General features: G+C 63.9%; 22 protein-coding genes. 15 read left to right on the forward strand and 7 right to left on the reverse strand.

Annotation, left to right across the window (positions count from 1 at the left end; genetic code table 11):
- The first annotated feature begins 32 nt into the window (after positions 1 to 32).
- From gshB to ACSQ3S_RS05620, 9 genes are all read left to right on the forward strand, one after another.
- A complete protein-coding gene (gene gshB, locus ACSQ3S_RS05580; protein WP_436141802.1) occupies positions 33 to 980 on the forward strand; it encodes a glutathione synthase in 948 nt (315 codons plus the stop codon).
- 62 nt (positions 981 to 1,042) lie between these two features.
- Positions 1,043 to 1,450, forward strand: a complete 408-nt coding sequence (locus ACSQ3S_RS05585; RefSeq protein WP_176654882.1) for a PTS sugar transporter subunit IIA — start codon at positions 1,043 to 1,045, stop codon at positions 1,448 to 1,450.
- Positions 1,451 to 1,500: 50 nt separating this feature from the next.
- Complete coding sequence (locus ACSQ3S_RS05590; protein ID WP_008444930.1) at positions 1,501 to 1,770, forward strand: HPr family phosphocarrier protein; 270 nt, start codon at positions 1,501 to 1,503, stop codon at positions 1,768 to 1,770.
- A gap of 44 nt (positions 1,771 to 1,814) precedes the next feature.
- Entirely contained in the window at positions 1,815 to 3,557 is a 1,743-nt protein-coding gene (gene ptsP, locus ACSQ3S_RS05595; RefSeq protein WP_353399288.1) for a phosphoenolpyruvate--protein phosphotransferase, read from the forward strand.
- A gap of 75 nt (positions 3,558 to 3,632) precedes the next feature.
- Complete coding sequence (gene metX / locus ACSQ3S_RS05600; RefSeq protein ID WP_176654880.1) at positions 3,633 to 4,781, forward strand: homoserine O-succinyltransferase MetX; 1,149 nt, start codon at positions 3,633 to 3,635, stop codon at positions 4,779 to 4,781.
- On the forward strand, positions 4,778 to 5,389 hold the full coding sequence (gene metW / locus ACSQ3S_RS05605; RefSeq protein WP_436141803.1) for a methionine biosynthesis protein MetW: 612 nt from the start codon (positions 4,778 to 4,780) through the stop codon (positions 5,387 to 5,389). Before metX ends, metW begins: the two co-directional genes overlap by 4 nt.
- Positions 5,389 to 6,648, forward strand: coding sequence for an AmpG family muropeptide MFS transporter (locus ACSQ3S_RS05610; RefSeq protein ID WP_436141804.1), 1,260 nt, complete (start codon positions 5,389 to 5,391; stop codon positions 6,646 to 6,648). The genes metW and ACSQ3S_RS05610 overlap by 1 nt, the downstream gene beginning before the upstream one ends.
- Positions 6,635 to 7,525, forward strand: coding sequence for a M48 family metallopeptidase (locus ACSQ3S_RS05615; protein ID WP_436141805.1), 891 nt, complete (start codon positions 6,635 to 6,637; stop codon positions 7,523 to 7,525). The genes ACSQ3S_RS05610 and ACSQ3S_RS05615 overlap by 14 nt, the downstream gene beginning before the upstream one ends.
- Positions 7,525 to 8,412, forward strand: coding sequence for a pseudouridine synthase (locus tag ACSQ3S_RS05620; protein WP_436141806.1), 888 nt, complete (start codon positions 7,525 to 7,527; stop codon positions 8,410 to 8,412). Before ACSQ3S_RS05615 ends, ACSQ3S_RS05620 begins: the two co-directional genes overlap by 1 nt.
- A 13-nt stretch (positions 8,413 to 8,425) precedes the next feature.
- Here the strand turns inward: ACSQ3S_RS05620 and ACSQ3S_RS05625 are convergent, their stop codons facing one another.
- Both ACSQ3S_RS05625 and ACSQ3S_RS05630 read right to left on the reverse strand, forming a co-directional pair.
- Entirely contained in the window at positions 8,426 to 11,488 is a 3,063-nt protein-coding gene (locus ACSQ3S_RS05625; RefSeq protein ID WP_436141807.1) for a beta strand repeat-containing protein, read from the reverse strand.
- 107 nt (positions 11,489 to 11,595) lie between these two features.
- The gene (locus ACSQ3S_RS05630) at positions 11,596 to 12,363 is read right to left on the reverse strand and encodes an exodeoxyribonuclease III (RefSeq protein WP_436141808.1); all 768 of its coding nucleotides are present in this window, start codon (positions 12,361 to 12,363) and stop codon (positions 11,596 to 11,598) included.
- 73 nt (positions 12,364 to 12,436) lie between these two features.
- Here ACSQ3S_RS05630 and pyrE point away from each other — a divergent pair, with 73 nt between their 5' ends.
- The 3 genes from pyrE (at position 12,437) to ACSQ3S_RS05645 (ending at position 14,423) form a co-directional block, all read left to right on the forward strand.
- Positions 12,437 to 13,114, forward strand: a complete 678-nt coding sequence (gene pyrE / locus ACSQ3S_RS05635; protein ID WP_436141809.1) for an orotate phosphoribosyltransferase — start codon at positions 12,437 to 12,439, stop codon at positions 13,112 to 13,114.
- A gap of 77 nt (positions 13,115 to 13,191) precedes the next feature.
- Positions 13,192 to 13,563, forward strand: a complete 372-nt coding sequence (locus ACSQ3S_RS05640) for a hypothetical protein (RefSeq protein ID WP_176654872.1) — start codon at positions 13,192 to 13,194, stop codon at positions 13,561 to 13,563.
- A complete protein-coding gene (locus ACSQ3S_RS05645; protein WP_436141810.1) occupies positions 13,563 to 14,423 on the forward strand; it encodes an alpha/beta fold hydrolase in 861 nt (286 codons plus the stop codon). The genes ACSQ3S_RS05640 and ACSQ3S_RS05645 overlap by 1 nt, the downstream gene beginning before the upstream one ends.
- 30 nt (positions 14,424 to 14,453) lie before the next feature.
- Here ACSQ3S_RS05645 and ACSQ3S_RS05650 read toward each other — a convergent pair whose 3' ends face one another.
- From ACSQ3S_RS05650 to ACSQ3S_RS05665, 4 genes are all read right to left on the reverse strand, one after another.
- Complete coding sequence (locus tag ACSQ3S_RS05650; protein WP_436141811.1) at positions 14,454 to 15,719, reverse strand: TonB family protein; 1,266 nt, start codon at positions 15,717 to 15,719, stop codon at positions 14,454 to 14,456.
- A complete protein-coding gene (locus ACSQ3S_RS05655; protein WP_176654869.1) occupies positions 15,716 to 16,087 on the reverse strand; it encodes a BlaI/MecI/CopY family transcriptional regulator in 372 nt (123 codons plus the stop codon). The genes ACSQ3S_RS05650 and ACSQ3S_RS05655 overlap by 4 nt, the downstream gene beginning before the upstream one ends.
- Before the next feature lie 113 nt (positions 16,088 to 16,200).
- Positions 16,201 to 17,499, reverse strand: coding sequence for an ATP-binding protein (locus ACSQ3S_RS05660; protein WP_436141812.1), 1,299 nt, complete (start codon positions 17,497 to 17,499; stop codon positions 16,201 to 16,203).
- Entirely contained in the window at positions 17,496 to 18,173 is a 678-nt protein-coding gene (locus ACSQ3S_RS05665) for a response regulator (protein ID WP_436141813.1), read from the reverse strand. Before ACSQ3S_RS05665 ends, ACSQ3S_RS05660 begins: the two co-directional genes overlap by 4 nt.
- A gap of 194 nt (positions 18,174 to 18,367) precedes the next feature.
- Here ACSQ3S_RS05665 and ACSQ3S_RS05670 point away from each other — a divergent pair, with 194 nt between their 5' ends.
- Genes ACSQ3S_RS05670 through ACSQ3S_RS05680 form a run of 3 tightly spaced genes read left to right on the forward strand, consistent with a single transcriptional unit; the run spans position 18,368 to position 20,406 of the window.
- Complete coding sequence (locus ACSQ3S_RS05670; protein ID WP_436141814.1) at positions 18,368 to 18,946, forward strand: outer membrane beta-barrel protein; 579 nt, start codon at positions 18,368 to 18,370, stop codon at positions 18,944 to 18,946.
- A 7-nt stretch (positions 18,947 to 18,953) separates the two neighbouring features.
- The gene (locus tag ACSQ3S_RS05675; RefSeq protein WP_436141815.1) at positions 18,954 to 19,718 is read left to right on the forward strand and encodes a MipA/OmpV family protein; all 765 of its coding nucleotides are present in this window, start codon (positions 18,954 to 18,956) and stop codon (positions 19,716 to 19,718) included.
- Between the two features lie 7 nt (positions 19,719 to 19,725).
- Positions 19,726 to 20,406 (forward strand): hypothetical protein, encoded by a 681-nt coding sequence (locus tag ACSQ3S_RS05680; protein WP_436141816.1) that lies wholly within the window; start codon positions 19,726 to 19,728, stop codon positions 20,404 to 20,406.
- A gap of 86 nt (positions 20,407 to 20,492) precedes the next feature.
- Here ACSQ3S_RS05680 and ACSQ3S_RS05685 read toward each other — a convergent pair whose 3' ends face one another.
- Positions 20,493 to 21,251: a hypothetical protein gene (locus ACSQ3S_RS05685; protein ID WP_176654863.1), complete on the reverse strand. Its 759-nt coding sequence runs from the start codon at positions 21,249 to 21,251 to the stop codon at positions 20,493 to 20,495.
- Positions 21,252 to 21,253 lie beyond the last annotated feature (2 nt).

Consider the following 21,253-nt stretch of genomic DNA (forward strand, 5'->3'; position numbering starts at 1 on the left):
AAAATCAGGCATTACCCAGAATGGATGCGCCCATGAAAATAGCTTTCCTCGCCGACCCCTTGGCCAGTTTCAAGACCTACAAGGATTCGACCTACGCCATGATGGTGGAGGCGGCCAAGCGCGGCCACACCGTGTATGCCTTCGAGCAAAAGGACATGGCGCTGGAAAACGGCGTGGTCACCGCCAATGCCGCCCAGATCACGCTGACCGGCGATTCCCACGACTGGTACCGCGCCGCGCCGGCGCACGAAACCAACCTGGGCGAGTTCGACGCCATCATCCAGCGCAAGGATCCGCCGTTCGACATGGAGTACATCTACGGCACCTACCTGCTGGAGATGGCCGAGAAGCAGGGCGCGAAAGTGTTCAACAAGCCGTCCGCGATCCGCGACCACAATGAAAAGCTGACCATCGGCCAGTTCAGCCAATTCACCTCGCCGACCTTGGTGACCTCCGACGAGGCGCGCATCCGCGCCTTCCAGCAGCATCACGGCGACGTCATCCTCAAGCCGCTCGACGGCATGGGCGGCACCGGCATCTTCCGCGTGACGATCGACGGCATGAACCTGGGCGCCATCATTGAAACGCTGACCGACAATGGCGCCCGCACCATCATGGTGCAGCGGTTTATCCCGGAGATTGCCAAGGGCGACAAGCGCATTCTGGTCATCGGCGGCAAGCCGGTACCATTCTCGCTGGCGCGCATCCCGCAAAACGGCGAGGTGCGCGGCAACCTGGCGGCCGGCGGCATCGGCGTGGCACAACCGCTGACCGAGCGCGACTATGAAATTGCCAATGCCCTGGGCCCGGTACTGGCGGCCCGTGGCTTGTTGCTGGTAGGATTAGATGTTATTGGTGATTTCCTAACGGAAGTGAACGTCACCAGCCCAACCTGTTTCCAGGAAATCACCCAGCAAACGGGCTTCCCGGTGGCCGCGATGTTCATCGACGCGGTCGAAGCGGCTGTGGCGCAAGACTAAAAAATTAACAATAGCGCCGGACGCCGTGAAAAAACGTCCGCGCTCACTGGCGGTTTAAGAATATGGTTGGCATACTGCTTATGACGCACGCACCACTGGGACAGGCCTTCATTGCCGCCTGCGCCCATGTGTTCCGTGGTCCGACCGAGCGGCTGGAGGCGATCGACGTGGTCGCCGACCAGGACCTCGGCGAAGTCCAGGCGCTGGCGGCGGCGGCGATCAAACGTCTCGACGCCGGCGATGGCGTGTTGGTGATTACCGACGTCAAAGGCGGTACGCCCGCCAATTGCTGTGACCGTCTGGCGGATGCCGGGCGGGTGGAGGTGATCGCCGGCATCAGTTTGCCGATGCTGCTGCGTGCCATCACCTACCGCCGCGACACGCTGGACGTGGTGGTGGAGATGGCCCTGGCCGGCGCGCAAAGTGGGGCGGTGCGCGTCGATAACCGAATCCGGGTCGGGCAATCCTGACTTTGGAATTATTTCTTGCAGTGCGCATTTCTGATTGAGACAAAAGAAAAATGATTCAACAAGAACTTGAGATTATCAACAAGCTTGGTTTGCATGCGCGTGCCTCCGCAAAATTCACCCAACTGGCAGCAAAATTTCAGAGCGACGTCTGGCTGACCCGCAACGCGCGCCGCATCAACGCCAAATCCATCATGGGCGTGATGATGCTGGCCGCCGGCAAGGGCGCCAAGGTCACGCTGGAAGCGGACGGCGCCGATGAAGGCGATTGCATCGCCGCGCTGACGGCGCTGGTCAACGACAAGTTCGGCGAAGGCGAGTAATGCCCGCGGAACGCAGCCGCCCCCGTACCCCGACAGGTCCGCCTATGGCCTCCTTCACCTTGCATGGCATTCCCGTTTCGCGGGGGATCGCCATCGGTCGCGCGCACAAGCTGGCGCCGGCGGCGCTGGACGTCAAGCACTACCTGGTGGCCGAAGAGCAGGTCGAGGGCGAAGTCGCGCGCCTGCAGCAGGCGCTGGCCCAGGTGCACAAGGAACTGCAGACGCTGTGGAACGAGCTGCCGAAGGATGCGCCGACCGAACTGGGCGCCTTCATCGACGTCCACGCGCTGATCCTGTCGGACCCGATGATCTCGGAGGCGCCGCTCGACATCATCCGCACCCGCCACTACAACGCCGAATGGGCGCTGCTGACGCAGATCGACGAGCTGTCCGCGCAATTCGACGAGATCGAGGACCCCTACCTGCGCGAGCGCAAGGCCGACATCCAGCAGGTCGCCGAGCGCGTGCTGAAGGTGTTGATGGGCACCGAGCAGATCCTGCCGGCCGCCGGTGGCGAGGACGAATTCCAGGCGCAGATGATCATCGTCGCCCACGACATCTCGCCGGCCGACATGCTGCAGTTCCGCGACCGCTCCTTCATCGGTTTCGTCACCGACGTCGGCGGGCAGAACTCGCACACGGCCATCGTCGCGCGCAGCCTGGATATCCCGGCGGCCGTCGGCATGTCCGGCGCCTCGACCCTGATTGAGCAGGACGACTGGCTGATCATCGACGGCGACGCCGGCGTGGTCATCGCCAATCCGAGCGCGCTGGTGCTGGAGCAGTACCGCGAACGCCAGGGCGCCGCCGCCCGCGCGCGCAAGAAGCTGCAGAAGCTGAAGAAGACGCCGGCCATCACCAAGGACGGCACCGAGATCACGCTGCTGGCCAACATCGAACTGCCGGACGATTGCCCGGCCGCGATGGAGGCGGGCGCCAACGGCGTCGGCCTGTTCCGCTCCGAGTTCCTGTTCATGGGCCGCAACAGCAAGATCCCGTCCGAGGACGAGCAGTTCGAACAGTACAAGAAGGCCGTGGTGGCGATGAAGGGCCGCCCGGTGACGATACGCACGCTCGACATCGGTGCCGACAAGCCGCTCGACCAGAGCGAGCACACGGCGCTCAATCCGGCGCTGGGCTTGCGGGCGATCCGCTACTGCCTGGCCGAGCCGCAGATCTTCCTGACGCAGCTGCGCGCCATCCTGCGCGCGTCGGCGTTCGGCAAGGTGCGCATCCTGATCCCGATGCTGGCGCACGCCTTCGAGATCGACCAGTCGCTGGCGATGATCGCCCAGGCCAAGGCCGAGCTGCGCGAGCAGAACGTCAAGTTCGACGAGAACGTCGACGTCGGCGCCATGATCGAGATTCCGGCCGCCGCGCTGGCGCTGCCGATGTTCGTCAAGCGGATGGACTTCCTGTCCATCGGCACCAACGATCTGATCCAGTACACGCTGGCGATCGACCGGGTTGATTATGAGGTCGCACACCTTTACAATCCGCTGCATCCGGCTGTGCTGCAATTGATCTCGATGACGATTGCGGCCGGGCATAAAGCCGGCATCGACGTGGCTGTGTGCGGCGAAATGGCGGGCGATGTCAAGCTCACCCGCCTGCTGCTCGGCATGGGGTTGCGCGAATTTTCGATGCACCCGGCGCAGCTGCTGTCGGTCAAGCAGGAAATCCTGAACAGCGACCTTGCGCGCATCATGCCGCAAACCCGCAAGATCATGCGCTCGATGGAACCCAATGTGATTGCAGACGCGGTCGAACAATTGCAATTGATGTAAGCCGGCGGAGCCCATCCTCGCGGCTCCGCCTTGATAGATGGCCCGTGGGGCCGACCTAAAAAACCAATAAACCACATGTCATCCTTAGGATACGTTACCCCGCAAACCATGCATTTTGCGCAGCCGCTGCCGCTGCAGAGCGGCGCTTCGCTGCACAACTACATGTTGATGTACGAGACCTACGGCACGCTCAACGCCGACAAATCGAACGCGGTGCTGGTGTGCCACGCGCTCAACGCCTCGCACCACGTGGCCGGCGAATATGAGGGCAAGCCGAAAAGCCTGGGCTGGTGGGACAATATGGTCGGTCCCGGCAAGCCGCTGGACACCGACAAGTTCTTCGTCATCGGCGTCAACAACCTCGGCTCGTGCTTCGGCTCGACCGGCCCGATGCACGTCAATCCGGCCACCGGCAAGCCTTACGGCGCGGCCTTCCCGGTCGTCACGGTGGAAGACTGGGTGGCGGCGCAGGCGCGCCTGGCTGATCAACTGGGCATCAGCCAGTTCGCCGCCGTCATGGGCGGTTCGCTGGGCGGCATGCAGGCGCTGGCCTGGTCCATCATGTACCCCGACCGTTTGCGCCACTGCGTGGTGATCGCCTCGACGCCCAAGCTGTCGGCGCAGAACATCGCCTTCAACGACGTCGCGCGCCAGGCCATCCTGTCCGATCCGGATTACCACGGCGGCGACTTCTACGAACACGGCGTGGTGCCGAAAAACGGCCTGCGCGTGGCGCGCATGGTCGGCCACATCACCTATCTGTCCGACGACGACATGGCCGAGAAATTCGGCCGCAAGTTGCGCGATGCGGCCGAGGCGGGCGACTACAAGTTCGGCTTCGGCGTGGACTTCGAGATCGAATCCTACCTGCGCTACCAGGGCGACAAGTTCAGCGAATACTTCGACGCCAACACCTACCTGCTGATCACCAAGGCGCTCGACTATTTCGACCCGGCGCGCAAGCACGGCGGCGACCTGGCCAAGACGCTGGCCGGCACCAGGGCCAAGTTCTTCCTGGCCTCCTTCACGACGGACTGGCGCTTCTCGCCGGAGCGCAGCCAGGAGATCGTGCAGGCGCTGATCAGCAACCGCCGCCAGGTGACCTATGCCGAAATCGACGCGCCGCACGGCCACGACGCTTTCCTGCTGGAGGACGAACGCTACATGAACATGGTGCGCGCCTACTACGGCCAGGTGTGGAATGAAATAAAGGATGTGGCATGAACTTCAATGAATTAAGCACCGCCCGGCCGGACCTGGCCTTCATCGCCCACTGGGTGCCGGAGAATGCCCATGTGCTGGACGTCGGCTGCGGCGACGGCGTGATGATGGACTACCTGCAGAGCGACAAGCGGTGCAGCGGCTACGGCATCGAAATCGCCGACGACAAGGTGCTGGACTCCACCAGGCGCGGCGTGCGCGTGATCCAGCAGGACATGGAAAAAGGCCTGGCCATCTTCGGCGACAACAGCTTCGACACGGTGCTGTGCCTGTCGTCGCTGCAGATGATGAAGCACGTCGAGCCGCTGTTGCGCGACATCGTCCGCGTCGGCAAGGAAGCCATCGTCTCCTTCCCCAACTTCGCCTACTGGCCGCACCGCGTGGCCCTGCTGAAGGGCCGCATGCCGGTGTCGGAATCGCTGCCGTACGAATGGTACGACACACCCAACGTGCGCTGCGCCACCATCACCGACTTCCGCGACCTGGCCGTCGAATGCGGGCTGGACGTGATCGAATGCGTGGCGCTGGCCGAAGGCCACCGCGTATCGTTCCTGCCCAACCTGCGCGGCGACCTGGCCGTGTTCCGCCTGCGCAAAAAGGCGGACCACTGATGGCCGGCGTGGAGGCCACGGCGCGCGGCTGGCGCACCTATGTCAACGGCCGCACGATATCGATCCTGTTCCTGGGCTTCAGCTCCGGGCTGCCGCTGTACACGCTGATCTACCTGATGCAGGCATGGCTGGCCAAGTCCGGACTGGACGTCAAGGCGCTGGGCCTGTTCGCGCTGGTGACCTTCCCCTACACCTTCAAGTTCCTGTGGGCGCCGTTCATGGACCGCTACAGCATCGGCCCGCTGGGCCGGCGGCGCGGCTGGATGGCGCTGACGCAGCTGGCGCTGTTCCTCGTCATCGGCGGCCTCGGCATGCTGGACCCGAAACTCGAACTGAGCCTGATCGCCGGCTTCGTGTTCCTGATCGCCTTCCTGTCGGCCAGCCAGGACGTGGTGATCGACGCCTACCGCCGCGAGATCCTGGTCGAGAACGAGCAGGGCCTGGGCGCGGCCATCGTCGTCAACGCCTACAAGGCCGCCAGCCTGATCCCCAGCGCGCTGGGGCTGGTACTGGCGGACAGCATGCCGTGGCAGGCGGTGTTCTGGATCGTCGCCGCCTTCATGCTGCCGGGTTTCATCTGCACCTTGCTGTCGAAGGAACCCGCCGTGTATGGCGCGCCGCCCAAGAACCTGCAGGAGGCCGTGGTGCTGCCGTTCCGCGAGTTCGTGCTGCGCGACGGCTGGAACCAGGCCTTGCTGATCATCGGCTTCGTGCTGCTCTACAAAATCGGCGACAGCATGGCCACAGCGCTGTCGACCAAGTTCTTCCTCGATATCGGCTTCACCACCAAGCAGATCGGCCTGGCCGCCAACGCCACCGGCTGGTGGGCGGCGCTGGCGGGGGGCGCCGTCGGCGGCATCTGGATGATCAAGCTGGGCATCAACCGCGCGCTGTGGGTGTTCGGCGTGCTGCAGGCGATCGCCATCCTCGGTTTCGCGTGGCTGGCCAGGACCGGGCCGGATCCGCTGCTGCTGAGCGCCGTGTTCGGCTTCGAAGCCTTTGCCAGCCTGGGGCTGGGCGCGGCGGCGCTGGTGGCCTTCATGTCGCGCGCCACCGACCCGCGCTACACGGCCACGCAATATGCATTGTTTTCCAGCCTGGCGGCGGTCCCGCGCACATTCATCAACTCCTCGGTGGGTTATATTGTGGCCGAAACCGGGTGGTTCTGGTTCTTTATCGTGTGCTTCATCCTCGCTTTTCCTGCGATGATGATGCTGCCGAAAATCGCACCATGGAACAGTGGAAATGAAAAAGCTTAAATTGAAGAGCGCCTTGCTGGCGCTGGTGTGCCTGGCCGGCGCGGTGCCCGGGTTGTCTGTCCATGCGCAGAACGACGGCATCCCGGTCACCAGCATGTCGCGCCTGCGCGGCATCGGCGGCGACGCCCGCCAGTTCGACCAGCAGTCCAAGCTGCAGTACGACCAGATGCTGGCCCAGGCCCACCAGAAAGACGCCGTCGCCACCGAGCGCAATCCGCAACTGATACGCCTGCGCGCCATCGCCAAGCGGCTGATCCCGTTCACCGCGCGCTGGAATCCGGACGCGGCCAACTGGAAGTGGGAAGTCAACCTGCTCAACTCGCCGACGGTGAACGCCTTCTGCATGCCGGGCGGCCGCATCGCCTTTTTCAACGGCATCCTGACCAAGCTCAATCTGACCGACGACGAAGTGGCGATGGTCATGGGCCACGAGATCGCCCACGCCTTGCGCGAGCATGCGCGCGAGCAGGCCGGCAAGAACGCCATCACATCGATCGGCGCGCGCATCGCCGGCGCGCTGGGCTCGGCCTATTTCGGCGTCGACCCGCGCCTGGGTGACGCGGTGGCCGGCGGCGTCGCCAAGACCGCCGCGCTGAGCTACTCGCGCGGCGACGAAAGCGAGGCCGACCTGGTCGGCCTGGACCTGGCGGCGCGGGCCGGCTTCGATCCGCGCGCCGGCGTGGCGCTGTGGCAGAAGATGAGCGCGGTGAACAAGAGCCAGCCGCTGCCCTTCCTGTCGACCCACCCCAGCGGCAGCAAGCGCATCGACGACATGAACGCGAACATGCATCTGGTGCTGCCGGTGTTTGCCCGTGTCAAGGGACTGGATCCGAATAATCTGCCGCCGTACCACTCGCTGGCGCTGCCACGCTCATAATGGCCAAGGCGCCGCTGCCCATGCGCGACGGTGTCGCGCCCAGCTACCTGTGGCTGCCGGAAGGGCAGTGGCCGGACCTGCTGACCTTCCTGGTCGCTTACTATCCCGATGTGACGGAAGCGTCGTGGCGCGAACGCATGGCCCGCAGCGACGTGGTGGATGGCGACGGCAACCCGCTGGCGCCGCACAGCGCCTACAAGCGCGGCATGCGCATCTTCTACTACCGCGAGCTCGATGCGGAGACGCCGATCCCGTTCGAGGAGGAGGTGCTGTTCATGGACGAGCATCTGGTGGTGGTCGACAAGCCGCACTTCCTGCCGATGATACCTACCGGCCGCTTCCTGCACGAGACCCTGCTGGTGCGGCTGAAGAAAAAGCTGGGCGAGGAAGAGCTGACGCCCATCCACCGGCTGGACCGCGAGACGGCCGGCGTGGTGATCTTTTCACGCCGCCAGGACAGCCGCGGCGCCTATCAGTCGATGTTCCAGAAACGCGTGATCGAGAAAGAGTACGAAGCGCTGGCGCCGCGCCTGCACGGCCGCGACTTTCCGTTCACCTACCGCAGCCGCATGATCGACGGCGACAAGTTCTTCATCATGAAGGAAGAGCCGGGCGAGCCCAATTCCGAAACCCTGATCGACGTCATCGAGCACCGCGCCGACTGCACCTTGTACCGGCTGCAGCCGCACACCGGCCGCAAGCACCAGCTGCGGCTGCACCTGGCGTCGCTGGGCATCCCCATCGTCAACGATGCATTCTATCCGGTGGCGCTGCCGTGCAAGCAGGACGACGTGTCGCAGCCGCTCAAGCTGCTGGCGCGCCGCATCGCCTTCACCGACCCCCTCAGCGGCGAGCGCCGCGAATTCAGCAGCCGCCGCAGTCTGTAGCGCTGATGACAGGTCAGGCGGTCTGACCGATGTTGATGCCGACCAGCAGCGTCACGGCGCTGTTGTCGACCGCATGGTAGACGTCGTAGCCGCCGGTCGGCGAGGCATCCTTGGTCCAGTGCGCGAGGTTGACCGTCACCGTGGTGGAGGCGTCGCCGGCGATGTACAGCGCGTTGACGCCCTGGCCGGTAACGTCGGTGATACCGTCGACGGTGATGGTGTCGGACGTGCCCATCATGTTGATGATGTCGATGCCGGTCATCGCATGCGTCGTGTGCAGCGAGTCCAGCGTAAACGTGGTGTTGTTGAAGGTGAGGTTGAGCGTTTCGCTGCCGTTGCCCGCGGCGATGCCCTGCACATTCAGGCTGGACAGGATGATCGAGTGGCTGCCGCCGTCGGCAATCGCCAGCAGCATGCCGTCGCCGGTGGCTTGTACCGTGCTGCCGCTGCCTGCCAGCGCGACGGTTGCGTTGCTGCCGACCGTGACGCCGGTGAAGGTGCCGCCGGCGACCACCGTGGCATTGTCGCCGGCCACAATGGTGGTGTGGTCGCCGCCGGTGGTGACGTGGGCGGAGTTGCCGACCGTCACAGTATCGCTGCCCAGGCCGCTGTAGACGATGGCGTTGCTTGCGGTGTCGGTGATGGTGTCGTTGTCGCTGGAACCGAAGTGCAGCACCGAGTTGCCGTAGTTGAGATAAGGCAGCGCAGTGCCGCCGTTGTCGACGATACGCGCCTGCAGATTATGGGTGGTCAGGGCGCCTTCGTAGCCCCAGGTGTAGAAGTTGCCGCCGATCGGAGTCTGGACGGCGTCGTGCCACGACGTGCCGTCGAACGAGACTTGCATCTTGTTGCTGCTGTCCTCGCTATAGAAGCTGCCGCTGAAAGAGGTGCTGCTGCTGGTGAAGACCGTGGCGGGGACGATGTACGGCGCCACCGGCACCACCGGCGGTGGCGGGTCGTTGGTGGTGAACTCGAACAGCAAGTTGTCGCCGGTCACGCTATAGTTGCCGGCCGCATCGCCGATGGTGCCGTTCATCTCGACCGTATAGTGGGTTGACGCGTCCAGTGTTACCGGCAGGTGGATGGTCAGCTTGGTGCCGTTTTCAGTGAGGTCGGCGGCTGAAATGGGGATCTCGACATCCGGGGTTTGCGCGGCACTGTGCAGCGTGACGGTGGCGCCACTGCTGATGTACACCTGTTCGCCGAACACCATGACCAGGTCGGTGAGGGACGCGTCCGCCGACGTATCGGGCGTGGTATGGGCAATGTCGATCTCGGGCGCGATCCGGTCCAGCGTGACGACCAGCGGCGTGGCGCTGACGATGCCGGTGTTGCCGGCGATGTCATCGACCCGCAGCGTCAGCGAGTGGGCGCCGTCGCCTTCGAGAGAGTTCGTCAATTCGATGTCGGTGGACGCGGCGGAAATGTGGCCGCTGCCGTCGAGCTCACCGGCCAGGATGGTGTGGCTGCCCACCACCGTGTTGCCGTCCAGTAGCTTGATGACGTCGCCCGCCACCAGGCCGTCGATCGTGCTCAGATGGGCGCTGACGGCCGGCGAGGCGTTATTGGTCAGGTTGTCGGTGCTGGAGATGCCGGTGTCGTCGGTGGAGGTGTGGGCCAGCTCCGGCGTTACGCTGGCCATCGAGGCCACGCTGGTGTCGATGGTCACGCTCAGCGTGTCGCTAAGTGCAGTGCTCACGTTGCCGGCTACATCCGTGACGCGCGCGGCCAGCACGTGAACGCCGTCGGCCAGGTTGTCCGGCGTGATGTTCTGGAACTGGATGTCGCCGCCGCCGTTATGCATCTTGCCGATGGAGGTGCCCAATACCCCGTACCCATCCAGGTCGGTGCTCTGGATCGTGTAGTAGCCGACCACGGTCGAGCCGTGGTTGGTGTCGACGAGTTCGATCCGGTCGCCGATGTTCAGGCCGGTCACGCCGGTCACCGCCAGCGTGACATGGGACAAGGTCTTGGTGATCAGGTCGGTATGGGAGGTGCCGGTGTCGAAGTCGCTGAGCAGCGTCAGCGCGTGACCGCTTAGCGACACGCCGGTATCGTAATCGTAGAAGTGGGTGGACGACGCCGACGTGTTGCCGGCCAAATCGACCACGCGCACCAGCACCTTGCCGATCTGGTTCAGCGTCACGGCGGCGCTCCAGTTATTGCCGCTGACGGTGGCGTTGTCCCAGGTATCGCCATTGCTCATCGAAATCTGCACGGTCTGTCCGCTGCCCGACAGGCCGGCAATGGTGCCGGCAATGGTCTGGCTGGCCACATTGGTGATGTGGTCGCTGCTGCTGGTGCCGCTGTCGCTCGACAGCGTGAAATTGCTGCTCGACGGCGCGCTCGGCACCTGGTGGTCGTAGGTATAGGCCTGGCTGACGGTGCCGCTATTGAGCGTGTAGGTATTGCCGACGCGCGCCAGAATCTTGCTGGTGAAGGTCGAATCCTGGCCGCTGCCCAGGTTGGCGGTGTCGATGCTGCCGCTGTAGCTCCAGGTGTTGCCGCTGGCGCTGGCCTTGTGCCAGCTGGCGCCGTTGTCCAGCGAAACCTGGACGAAATCGTTGGTGCCCAGCGTGCCGGTATAGGTGCCGGTGACGACCTGCGCGTCCCAGCTGGTGACGAAATCGGTGCTGCTGGCGCCGCTGTCGGTGAAATGGATCGCCGCATCCACCGTCGCGCTCGGCGCGCTGTGCGCCGTGGCGGTGGTGGTGAAGAAGAACTGGCTGGTGGAACTGATGCTGTGGAAGCCGATGTCGCTGGCTACCGTGCGCAGCACGTTATTGCCCATCGTGACGCTGTAGGTCAGGCCCTCCTTGAGCGCCGTGCTCAAGGTGATGACCACATCGGTGCCGCTGTAGCTGACCTGGCTGTCGCTGGCCGATACCGGCCGCGTATCGCTGGCGCCGACGATGCGGGTGGCCAGCCCATCCTTGGTCATGTACGTCTGGCTGTGGCCGCCGCTGATAATGAGATTGCCTTCGCCGGCCGCCATCGCCTCGCTGAAATGCAAGGTGATCGTGTTGTTACCGGTGGCGGTGACGGAAAGCAGGGTCGGCGTAGGGGAAGAGGGCATGGCATTTCTTTGGTAAATAGGCGCAACCTGTATGATAACAAGGAAACATGCCTATTTACCTTTAGGAAATTCCTATCGCCGCAGTTTTTTTGTTTGCCTACAACAAATCATCCGTAGATGATGGTCAGCGGCGCGTGATCGGAGAATTTTTCATCCTTGTAGATGGCCACGCTGGTGGCCTTGGCGGCGATGCCCGGGGTGGCGACGTGGTAATCGATGCGCCAGCCCACGTTCTTGGCATAGGCCTGGCCGCGGTTGCTCCACCAGGTGTACTGCTCTTCGCGCGGGTCGAGGCCGCGGTGCACGTCGACAAAGCCGACTTCGTCGAAGACGCGGGTCATCCACTCGCGTTCCTCGGGCAGGAAGCCGGAATTCTTCTTGTTGCCCTTCCAGTTCTTCAGGTCGATTTCCTTGTGGGCGATGTTCCAGTCGCCGCAGATGACCACTTCGCGGCCCTCGGCGTGCAACTGCTGCAGGTGCGGCATGAACAGGTCCATGAAGCGGAACTTGGCTTCCTGGCGCTCCGGGCCGGACGAACCGGACGGGCAGTACACCGAGATCACCGTCAGGTTGCCGAAATCGCAACGCACATAGCGGCCCTCGGCGTCGAACTCCGGCGCGCCGAAGCCGATGACCACGCGGTCCGGTTCGATCTTGCTGTAGACGCCGGTGCCGGAATAGCCTTTTTTCTCGGCATAGTGGAAGTGGCCGTGATAGCCGCCCGGGTTGAGGAATTCCGGCGTCATGTCCGGCGCTTGCGCCTTCAATTCCTGGACGCAGACGAAATCGGCGTCCTGCGTGGCCATCCATTTGAAAAAGCCCTTGGTCGAGGCGGAGCGGATGCCGTTCAGGTTGGCGGAGATGATTTTTGGCATAAGGGAGCGGCGTAAATTTTGGAATGCGTTAGTGTAGCGTTAAAATACCGGCACTTTAAAGAAATGAGCCAACATGACTAATTCAGTGAATAACCTGCGCCAGGAATTTATCGCGTTTTCGGTCCAGACCGGTGTCTTGCGCTTCGGCGAGTTCACCACCAAGGCCGGCCGCCAGTCGCCGTACTTCTTCAACGCCGGCCTGTTCCATGACGGCGCCACGCTGGCGCAGCTGGCGCAGTTCTACGCGCAAACGCTGCTCGATTCCGGCGTCGAGTTCGACATGCTGTTCGGCCCGGCCTACAAGGGCATCACCCTGGCGTCGGCCACGGCAGTGGCGCTGGCGGGCAAGGGCCGCAACACCTCGTTCGCCTTCAACCGCAAGGAAGCCAAGGACCACGGCGAAGGCGGCACCATCGTCGGCGCCAAGCTGCAGGGCAAGGTGGTCATCATCGACGACGTGATCTCGGCCGGCACCTCGGTGCGCGAATCGGTGGACATGATACGCGCCGCCGGCGCCGAACCGTGCGCCGTGCTGATCGCGCTGGACCGCATGGAACGCTCCGGCAAGGACGGCGCGCTGTCGCCCAATTCGGCGGTGCAGGAAGTGGCCAAGACCTACAACATCCCGGTGATTTCGATCGGCAACCTGGACGACCTGTTCAGCTATCTGAACGGCGCCGGCGCCGATCCGCAACTGCTACAGTACAAGGACGCGGTGGCCGCGTATCGCACCCGCTACGGAATTGCATAAAAAGCTATATTGCTAGACTTTGATATTTCTATGGTGTAACCTTCTTTGAGGTACCCGGAGACAAAAAAGGCTAATCCATGAACATCGCAACACTGAAGGTGCACGGCGACGACGAGGGACTGGACGATATACGCGACGGTCTGCCGACCGAGCCGGACAGCGATTGGAAAAAGGGCGACGTGAAGCCGGACGGGCGCGTTCGCATCGATTCCGGCTTTTACGTGGCCGTCGGCACCGACATGGATCCGGATGCGCTGCTCAAGCAGATCCGTCACTACCTGGCCGAATGCCAGGCGCGCGGCATCCATTTCGAGCGTTCCGACGTGGCCGCCGAGCTGCGCATCTCGTTCACCACCGAGCGCGGCGAGGCCACGCCCAGTCTGGACTTCACGCTGGCCGACCTGACGCTGCTGACCGGCATGGGCATCACGCTCAGCATCACCGCCTGATGCGCTTTTCCGAAGACCGTCTGGCCAGCTTCCGCGCCGGCCCACAGGCCGAGCGCCGCGTCCACATCTGGGAACCGCAGGGCGCAGCCCCGCGCGCGGTGATCCTGGCGATCCACGGCGGCATGGCGCATGCGGGCGACTACGTCACGCCGGCGCTGTATTTCCGCAGCCACGGCATCGCCACCGTGGCCTACGACCTGTGCGGCCACCAGGACGCGCGCCGGGTCGACGTCCCCGGCTTCCACGTCTTCCTCGACGACAGCGTGGCCTTCCTGGCTTGGGTCAAGCAGCAGTATCCCGGCGTGCCGATCTATGTCATGGGCCATTCGATGGGCGCGCTGATCGCCACCCACCTGGGCCTGGGGCACTTTGCCGGCGACGCCGCCATCAAGGGCTTCGTCCTGTCGTCGCCGTACTACGTCAACGCGATCAAGGTGTCGCCGGTGCTGCTGGCGCTGGCCGGCGTGCTGGGCGCTCTGGCGCCGCGCATGAAGGTGCCGCTGGCGCCGCTGACCGATATGCTGACGCACGACAGCGTCATCACCGCCCGCCATCATGACGATGAACGCGACGGCATCCGTGCCACCGAAATCACGGTCCGCTTCGGCAATGCGCTGACGGCGGCCCAGCAGGGACTGGCGGCGCGCATGCCGGCATGGAAGCATCCGCTTTTCGCCGTGGTGGCAGGCGACGACAAGCTGGCAGATGCCGACGCGGCGCAGGCGATGCTGAAGTCGGTGCCGGCGGCGCTGCTGACGTATCAGCGGCATCCGCAAAACTATCACGAGAATTTCAACGAGCTCAATCGCGAGCAGATCTTTGCCGACATCCTGGACTGGATGGCGCTGCGCCCGGCCTGACCTTCGCCGCCGGCCGGGCGCCTTTCCTGTTTACTCCAGCACCCAGACGTACTGCATCTGCATCCATGACTGGACCGGCTTGCCGGCCTGAGTGGCCGGCTTGAACTTGCATTTGAAGATGCCGCTGCGCGCCGCCTCGTCCAGATCGGCGTGGCCGCTGGATTTCTTGACCTTCGAATCTTTCAGCGTGCCGTCGGCGCCGACCAGGAAGCCCAGCGTCACGGCACCGCTTTCCTGCCTGGCGATCGCGCCTTCAGGCCAGGCCGGCTTGGCGCAGTGCTCGAAGTCGGCCATGGCTTGCACCCTCTTCGCCGAGGCCTTGTCGGCGGCCGTGGCCTCGGCGTAGATCGACATGCAGGCCAGCGCCAATCCCAGCATCGGAATCGCGGCCTTCCAGTTCAGGGCCTGCGGGGCAGGGCGGCACAGTCGTTGAATACGGTCCATCAAATTTCCTCCATTGGCCGCTTGGGCCAGGTGGTGAGTGGAGAACTGGAGTCGCTCCAGTTCTGAGAGTGCAAGCGCCAGACGCCGCGGTTCGCCGAGCTGCCTTGCTGCGAAATCGTCTGCAATCAGTTCGCGTTCGATGCGGATGCGGTTCGAGATCCACCAGACGGCCGGGTGGTAGAACAGCAGCGTTTCGATCACGTTCTGCAGCAGGTTGACCAGGTAATCGTGGCGCTGGATGTGCGCCATTTCGTGCGCCAGCAGCGCCTCCAGCAAATCGGGCGGCATGCCGGCCACCAGAGCCGCCGGCAGCAGCACCACCGGGCGCCACCAGCCGGCGGTGATCGGGCTGGCGATGCCGTCGACGATGCGCAGCCGTATGGCGCGTGTCACGCCGAAGCGCGCGGCCAGGCGCCGCAGGCTGGCTTCCCAGCGCAGTTGCTGGTCGCGGTGCCGGCAGTCGCATTGCTCCGCGGCGTGGTTTATCCACAGCAGGCCGAGGATCATGCGCAGCGCCAGCACGGCGGCGCACAGCGCCCACAGGCTGACGATGTCACGCACCGAGTCGCGCAGGTCGAACGGCGTGCCGTCGCCGACGATGGTTTGCGCGGCGAGATGGATCACGTTGATATCGATGATGCCGCCGGCGGCGTCGCCGTTCAGGCGACGATACAGTTCGATGGCCGGCCAGCACAGGCAGGCCAGCAGCGCCGAGCAGGCGGCCAGGTAGCGGTATTCGGCGCGGCTGTTACGCAGCAGCGTCAGCGCGACGGCGGTGGCGCAGCCCAGCAGCAAGCCTTGCCACAGGAAGTGCACCAGCGTCAGCCCGAGGGCGAAGATGAAGGCGCTCATTTCTTTTCTTCCTTGAGTATCTTCTCGATCTCCTCGCGCTCCTTTTTGGAGATGCCCGAGCGCAGCGCCGCCAGCACCAGCGCCTTGGCCGATCCGGCGAAGGCCTTCTGCATCAGATCCTTCAGCAGGTTGGTCTGCAGCGCGTCCTGCGCCTGCGCCGGCGCATAGATGTGCGAGCGCTGGCTCTCGTCGCGGATCAGGATGCCCTTGGTGTGCATGATCTGCATCAGCCGCAGCACGGTGCCGTAGGCCAGGTCCGGCTTCTCTTCCAGCATGGCTTCGTGCACCTGCTTGGCGGTGGCCGAGCCGAGCGGCCACAGGGCTTGCAGCAGATCGAGTTCGGCGGCGGTCGGTTTCGGAATGGTCATGGCGTTCTCTTGTCGGCTTGCTAAAGTATTTGTAGATTAGTCTGTCTAGACAAAAATGTATACTTTAATTTGCAGGCCTGCTGTAAGGCGTTGTGCAATGTAGACATCTATGTCTAGATTGTGATGGTGAAGCGGGCGCCGCCCAGTGGCGAGTCGTCGATGGCGATGGAGCCGCCGTGCAGCGCGATGGCCCTGGCGGCGATCGCCAGGCCCAGGCCATGGCCGGCGGCGGCATGATCCTGTTCGCGGGCCAGGCGGTAGAAGGGCTCGAACACGCGCTCGCGCTCAGCGGCAGGGACGCCGGGGCCGTCGTCTTCGATGATGATGTGGATACGGTCTTCATCGCGGGCGGCGGATAGGACGATACTGCAAACGGCGTACTTGGCGGCGTTGCCAAGCAGGTTGTTGATGGCGCGCGCCAGCAGCCGGGCGTCGCCATGCAGTTCGCCCAGGTCGCCGGCGATGCTGGCGCTGAATTGCGCAGCGGATTCCGGCGCCGGCATGCAGGCTTGCAGCAGCGGCGCCAGCGCGAACGGCTGACGTGGCATCGCCTGCGCATGATCGAGCTGCGTCAGGTCGAGCAGCTCGTTGACCAGCGACTTGAGCTCGTCGATATCCACGTCCATCGCGTCGATGCGGCGCCGCATATCCGGGTTGTCGATCGCATGCCGATCGCGCAGCAGCTCCATGCCGAACTCCAGTCGCGCTATCGGCGTGCGTAGCTCGTGCGATACCGAATGCAGCAGATGCTTGCGCGCCTCCAGCAGCAAGCCTATGCGCTCGGCCATTTCGTTGATGCGGCCCGCCAGCGGTGCGATGCTCGATGCCGGCCTGACCTGCGCCCGCGCCGTCAGGTTGCCCTGGCCGAAATCATCGGCCACGCGCGACAGCGCCGCCAGGCCGCGTCCATGCGCGCGCGTCCACCATCCTATCGGCACCAGCAGGAACAGCGCGATCACGCCGAAGCGTATCGCCTCCATGCCCAGCGCCTGGCCGATATCGATGGGCAGATTCTGCGCGTGGATCACATCGCCGTCGCTGCCGATGTAGCGCGCGCCGTTGGTGTCGACCCGGCGGTAGAACGCCTTGCCGCCGACGTCCATCACCACCGCGCCCTGCAGCAGCGGGGCGCGTTTGTCGGCAGGCAGCGCGGACAGCGTGGCCTGCAAGGGCTGCAGCTCCAGCGTGGCCTCGGACACTTCACGCACCTTGTTCAGGCGCGGCAGCCATTCGTCGGCGGGCGCCTTGTCGATGTACTGCTCCAACAGGAAGATCTGGCCGGCGGACTGGCGGCGCGCGATCTGCTCCAGCGGGTCGCCGAACAAGCGGCTGAAGGTGAAGTAAATGACGCCGCTGGCCAGCGTGATGGCCAGCAGCACCAGTACTGCGAAATGCCGGAAAAGCCGGTTCATTCCCAGGCCGAAGGACTGAACAGGTAGCCTTCGCCCCATACGGTCTTGATGCGCTCCGGGCCGCCGTCGTTGAATTTGCGGCGCAGGCGCGAGATGCAGTTGTCGATGCTGCGATCGAGGCCGTCGAATTCGATGCCGCGCATCCGCACCAGGATGTCGTTGCGCGACATGACCTTGCCCGAGGCGTCGGCCAGGATCAGGAACAGTTTGAATTCCGTGCTGTTCATCGCCACCTCCTGCCCGCGCCAGAAGACGGCGCGGTTCTCGCGCGAGATGCGCAACTGGCCGATGACGATGTCGCTGCCTGTCGCAGCCGCGCCGCGCCGTTGCAGCGCGCGCAGGCGGGCCAGCAGCACGCGTGGCTGGATCGGTTTGTTGACGTAGTCGTCCGCGCCCTGTTCGAGGCCGGAGACTTCGTCGAAGCTGTCTTCGCGCGCCGTCAGGATCAGGATGGGCACGGCGCTGAGCTGGCGTAGCTGGCGGCACACCACCAGGCCGTCGACGCCGGGCAGCGTCAGGTCGAGGATCACCATGTCCGGCCGGGTGGCGCGGAAGCGCTCCAGCGCGAGGTCGCCGCGAGTCACCACGTCGACCTCGTAGTCGAATTCGTCCAGGTATTCCTTGACCAGCGCGGCGAGCCGCGCATCGTCTTCCACCAGCATCACACGCTGCATCGGGCCTCCAATTTGAGCGGTATTGTAGTGGAGTGCGGAGTGGAAGTGGCAATTTCGACAATCCGGTACAGATTCGTACACTTTTTATACAAATGACGCCTACAAATTGAGGACAATTCAGCGACAGATCGAGGCGGATTTCGAAGGCGGGGCTCTTTACATTGGAGGCTCCTACTTCAACCCGGAATCTGAACATGAACAAATTTTTGTGTACTGCTATCGCCATTCTCTTCGCAAGCCCGCTGGCGCAGGCCGAAGACTTTTACATCGGCGCCAATCTGAGTCCGTCGGCGAACGGCCATATCAAGTTCACCGACAACGGCGCCACCACGGAACGCGACGCAGGCAGCAAGGCCACGCCGGCCGGGTTGTTTGCAGGCTATGTGTTGTCGCAGAATTGGGCGCTGGAGGGCGGCTATCGCGGCAGCATCGGTTCGACCAGCTTCGATCTCGCTCCCGGCTACCAGCTGAAGGCCCGCAACAGCGCCGCCTACCTGGCTGCCAGGGGAGCCTGGCAGCTGAACGAGGACTGGTCGCTGTTCGCCAAGGTCGGCGTGGCGCAGGGGTGCATGGTGCTGGACATCAGCGGCAAGGATGCGCCGGCCGGCGCCACGACGCGCCAGACCGGCGCGTACCTGAGCGTGGGGGCATCCTACCTGGTGGGCAAGGACGTTGCGGTGCAGCTGGAACTGGAACATACGGACAAACTGAAACACGAAGGCTTGACCTCGACGATGGATCGATTCGCGCTGGGCCTGCGCTTCGGCTTTTAAGGAATACATGAACAAGCTATCCCCGTTATTTTTCCTGCTGGCCGCATGCGGACCGGCGCTGGCCGAGAACACCGCCGGGCTGATGATGCCCGACGGGAGCCGGGACATGTATGTGGGGATAGGCGTCGCCACGCGGACCGCGGTGGCTGCAGGCGAGGACCGGCCGGTGTCGCTGCGGCCGCTGCTGCAGGTCCAGTGGAGCAATGGCATCTTCGTGTCGGCCACCGGCGTGGCGGGCATGCATCTGTCGGAAACCGCCGGCGTCGAATATGGTCCTCTGCTGGTCGACAGTAATTCGCGCGATCCGGGCGAAAGCCGCCGCCTGCGCGGCACGCATCCGGTCAAGGGATCGCCGGACGTGGGCGGCTTTTATAACTACTACCTGGGCGATAACGCGCGCATCCTTTCCAGTGCGGTCTACGACACCAGTGCGCACGGCTTCAAGGGGCAGCTTGGTATGCAGAAGAGCTGGTCGTCGCTGGCGCCACATCATACGGTGTCGCTGTCGGCCGGGGTGTCGTTGGCCAGCGACCCGGTGGCGCGCGAACTGTATGAAGTGAGCACCGCCAGCGGCGGCGTGCGCGATTATCGGCCCTCCGGAGGAGTGATGGCGATGAGCGCGGGCGTCAACTGGAACTGGGAGTTGAGCAGCAAGTGGCTGATCAACAGCTCCGTGACGGGCACGCGCCTGGGCACGACGCCTGCCGGAAGTCCCATCGTCGAGCGCCGCAACTTCATCACCTGGTCCAGCGGACTGGCGTACCGGTTTTAAGCGCCATATGCTCAGGCTCCTCCTGCTCAGCCTTGCCTTGCTGCCATCGCTCGCCTGCGCGCAGGAGGAGTCGGACTGGATCGACTACCGCACGGCGTACCGGCAGATGATCTGGTTTGAGAAGTACGGCAAGCCCAAGCAGTTCCTGCAGAACCACTTCCGCATTCGTCCGCGCGACAAGAGCGTGCCCATGGAGGGATTGCGGCTGACGCTCAAGGGCAGGAGCACGCAAACGGCCTTGACGCTGGATGCCTTGGGCCGTGCCGTGTTCCCGTTCTCCAAGGCCGCCTATGACGACAACGCGGAGCTGACGCTGAACCGCAAGGCGGGCCAATTGAAGTCCGGCGCTTGGGTGTCGATCGTGACGCGGCCGGACGGCGTCTATGCCGTGGCGGATTTGCACACCGCCTGCGACCAGTTGCTGGCGTATCTGCGCTACTCGGGCGAGGCGGCAGGCAAGAGCTGCGCCGGGGTGCAGTTTTCGTATCCGAGGAACGATGCGGCGACGGTTCGATACCAGGGCGCAGATGGGGCGGCGGTGGCGCTGGCGGCCAAAGAGGGGCCGGCGTTCAGCGGCGACGTCGTGATCGGCTTCCGTATCTTCGCCTACCGATTCAGCATGCAGCCGGATGGTGGGCAGGTCGTCACCAGCAGCACGCCGCTGGCCATCGCGGCGCTGCTGGAGTAGAGAGTACTACTACGGCGATTGGACTGCGTCGTTGAGGTCCGCCACGATGCCTTCCAGCGAGCTGATGGCAAGGCGCCTGCAAGTACTCAGCCAGCCGGGACGCGCAGTTTTTCCCGACGCAGCAGGAAGCAAATGGCGCCGACGGGAATCGAGGCAGACACTATCCAGGGACCGTAGATTTGCGCCGCCGCCGACGCGCTGAAAAGCTGAACGGTGAGCGGCGCCATCTCCCAGGCGCCGGTGGTCCAATTGACCGCGATTTTTCCAAATCCCGCCAGGATGAACAGGATCCATGGCCATTTCCGGCCCGAGAGTCTGGTGCGGATACAGGCCACCAGCGCGTACAACGTTACGAGCACCGCGATGAGCGATGCCGCGAGAACCGTGTATTGAATCGCGCTCTTGCCTGACAGCGTAAATCGGTTCAACGATTCCAGCGATTGCCGCAGCGGATACACACTCATTCCCGCGATCGTGCTGACCCCGTTCTTCTCGCGAACCGCGACGCTGGCGATCATCCATGTGCCATCGAAGTTGTATTCAAAGGTTGAGTTGACCGTCGTTGCGCCATCTGCGCGCATTGTCTGCGACCCCACCAGTTTGACAGATGTCGGCATCTTGGCCGGCAGCAGCGCCGCCATCTTTTCCAGTTCGCCATGGAGTTCCGCGTTGCTGATGGACGGGTCTGCGGCTTTTTCGATGGAGGTGAAGTCATGCGCGCGCAACTGGTCGAGGTAGGCGATTGCTGTTGCCTGTATCTCCGGCGATGAGAATTTTTGCAGCAGTGCCTCCTCACCGCAGGCGCCAAGCATGAAGAGGGGCAGAATGCAGGCAAGAATCCGCATGA

Source organism: Duganella sp. LjRoot269 (genome assembly GCF_964254095.1).
Classification (GTDB): Bacteria; Pseudomonadota; Gammaproteobacteria; order Burkholderiales; family Burkholderiaceae_D; genus Rugamonas; species Rugamonas hordei.